Source organism: Yoonia sp. R2-816 (genome assembly GCF_046762905.1).
Lineage (GTDB): Bacteria > Pseudomonadota > Alphaproteobacteria > Rhodobacterales > Rhodobacteraceae > Yoonia.
Map to the genome: position 1 here is coordinate 1 of NZ_JBKQXN010000323.1, position 2,829 is coordinate 2,829.

Below are 2,829 nucleotides of genomic sequence, written 5' to 3' on the forward strand. Positions count from 1 at the left end.
AACCGACCTATCCGCCCATTCCCAAGCAAAACTCAGCGCTATCGCAAGGCAACTCAACGAACGACCGCGCAAGACCTTGCAATATCAAACGCCAGCGGAGAAGTTCGCCGAGTGTGTTGCGTCGACCGGTTGAGATCGCCGCAGAAAGCGGACACTGCAAAACTGCAAAGTTCGGCCAACTTCCGAGGCATGCCCGGCCCATAGTGGTCACTCAATCAGATATCAGGATGCTGCGGCTGCAGCCCGCATAGCGGACCTTCTCCACAGGCACCAAATAGGAAGACGGCTAGGCGACCACAACGCGGACTTTTCTGACATTCAAAATGAACAGGCTGAAGTTCGCAAATCGCCACTCTAGTGCTCGCGGTCACTTAGATCATGATCGGCTGGAAACGCCAAAACATAGCTAGGCATGTATAATCTGGGTGAAAAAAGGGCGAGACAACTCGGCAGAGCTAATATATGCGTAACAATCATTCTTCTCTGCATTGAAAATGGACGGGTTAAGGTTGGCAAAGTTTACAATTGAAGTACCATTTGGTTGCATTGAGGCCGAGTCCTACACCGAATTGAAAGCAAGAATAGGTTATGAGCGCGATTTTTGGACGAGCTTCGGTGTGTTTAATCTGGATGAATTTAAGAACCAGAATGTCGCATCCCAAAGCAGATCTCATATTCAGGCCGTTAACGAGATGTCAGGTCTTTGGAACAGCATTTACACGCGTCTGGATGCTGTTGATGGGCGACAATTTACCGAAGAGTTTGAAAGCTTAAAAAACGAGATAGAAAGCAATCTTGGCTTCGCACCAAAATCTAACTCAAACCTTTCCAAGGCGGCAAAAATTCATTTTGACGGTGGAAGAACAGAGGAAGCTCTAAGGCTCCTTATCGGGTACCTAATTTCCGTAAAAAAAATATCTATACCGGCAATGAGCAGTCATGCTGAACTTGGTGCATATTATGGTGCGGTGAAGTCCAGTTTTGCAGACGTGGTTGCCATACCCGAGATTGGCATTGAAAAAGCCGCTGCTGAAGTAGAAAGAGAAGTAGCCGTAGTCAGGCAGGCTGCGGTCGAAGCAAGCGCTTCATCTGAGCGAATTAGTCAACTTGAGGAAGACCTCAGGTTGAAGGCTGACAATACAAGTGAAGAGCTGACTAGACAATTCAGCTCAGTCCACAAGCGAATTCTCAAAGCATACAGGTCTCAGGCCAAGCTATCGAAAGCTGCAGAACGCAATCGTGAAGAGGAATTCACGGGACTGCAGAAAGCTTTCAATCTACATCTGCGCATTCAACGCCCGGTCGAGCTTTGGCAGGAGCGGCAAGACGAACACACACAAAACGCAAGAACTGCGTGGCTATGGTTCGTGTGCGCTTCGTTGCTACTTGGTCTTGCGGCGTTTTTGGTAGCGGTCGTTTTCGATGACCACATAGCCAAATCATTTGTTCCCGCGAGCTGCACAATTGGGTTTGAACCGTCATGCGATAGGCTTTCGCCAAAGGGCCCCTTAACGATCTCGATGATTTTACTCGTCTCGACGGTGTGGCTCTGGTACCTGAGATTTCAGATGAAGATTCATTTGAGTGAACGTCACCTAGCTTTAGATGCTCGGGAAAGGCGAGCATTTGCGGAGACGTATTTGTCATTGCTGAAAGGTGACCAGGTAACGCAAGAGCATGAGTCTGTGGTGCTTCAATCGCTGTTCCGCCCAACACAAGACGGCATAATCAAAGATGAAGGTGGACCAGACTTCGGCGTGGCTTCACTGCTTTCCAAGGCGTTAGACCGGAATAAATAGAACGTTGTGGGGGGACGCATTTATGCGCCAATTCTCGGCGAGTTTCTGAGCGCGCTTGATAAACACGAGGCTTCGAAGGTCAAACCTACGACCTCTTCTGAAAAGAGCATCCAAAATGGCACAGCCCAAAAAACTGATCCAGTTTAAGAAGCTTACCCACGGATACTACACCGCGTACTCGATGAGCCGCGTCGGAATGAAAGACTTGCGCGCCAGTCTCTTAGAGTTGGAGGGTCTGAACCCCAACGGCATGTTTCAGATTGGTGCAAAAGATCTCAACCGAGAAGCCTGGTCAGAAATCCCAACTAAGCTGGCTCTTGCTGGAATGGAGATAGATGGCCCTTTCAGCCAAATGATTGCACAAGGCGTGGTGGCAATTTTGTACGGACTTTGGGAAGATCACTATCGAGCGCAGATCGCCTCAGAACTAGATTGTAAAAAGAACGAACTCGCCTGTGACTTGATGGGCGACCTGCGAAGAATTCGACAATGGATTGTGCACGCAAATGGCATCGCTGATAAAAACGTAACTAAGTTGAGCGTCCTGTCATGGCCATCAAAAAGGGGGCCGATTTTCTTAGGAAGCTCCGAGATGGCGGAACTGCAAAGAGCAATAAACACAATGACGGTAGAGGTTCGCCCTTGAACCGAACCTCCTTAGGCGTATCAGAAAGTCACTTGATTCAGCGGGTGGCCGAATCGAAATCATGAACAGCTTGACGGCAACCATCATAACAATCATCACCATTTTGATCAGATCTCTGGGACCGCGATCATCGAAGTGCCAAAAGGAGGCACTCCAATTTTTCCGAATTTCGTAAGCGGGTTCCTATGTCCGCTTTCGCACGTTGGAGCTGTGCCACTCCCAACAGCAACTAACTTCCGCTTCCCTGAAGGTTTTTCGATGCGGGCCGGGGTGCAACCTTTCCTTCCGGCGAGGCGTGCGGCCCGCGTTGACAAACCTCGGAAGGACGAAGCCGCGGTGTCTGGGATCAGACTATGGAGAAAGAGCGCTTGCGGGTGCAGTTGA

At 49.5% G+C, this 2,829-nt stretch carries 2 protein-coding genes and 1 pseudogene; all 3 read left to right on the plus strand.

The window, feature by feature from the left end:
• Positions 1-133, plus strand: a pseudogene (locus tag ACFWW2_RS22025) (IS30 family transposase); the annotation flags it as partial.
• 376 nt (positions 134-509) lie between these two features.
• Complete coding sequence (locus ACFWW2_RS22030; protein WP_393931899.1) at positions 510-1,799, plus strand: DUF6161 domain-containing protein; 1,290 nt, start codon at positions 510-512, stop codon at positions 1,797-1,799.
• A 115-nt stretch (positions 1,800-1,914) separates the two neighbouring features.
• Positions 1,915-2,445, plus strand: a complete 531-nt coding sequence (locus ACFWW2_RS22035; protein ID WP_393931901.1) for a hypothetical protein — start codon at positions 1,915-1,917, stop codon at positions 2,443-2,445.
• Positions 2,446-2,829: the final 384 nt, after the last annotated feature.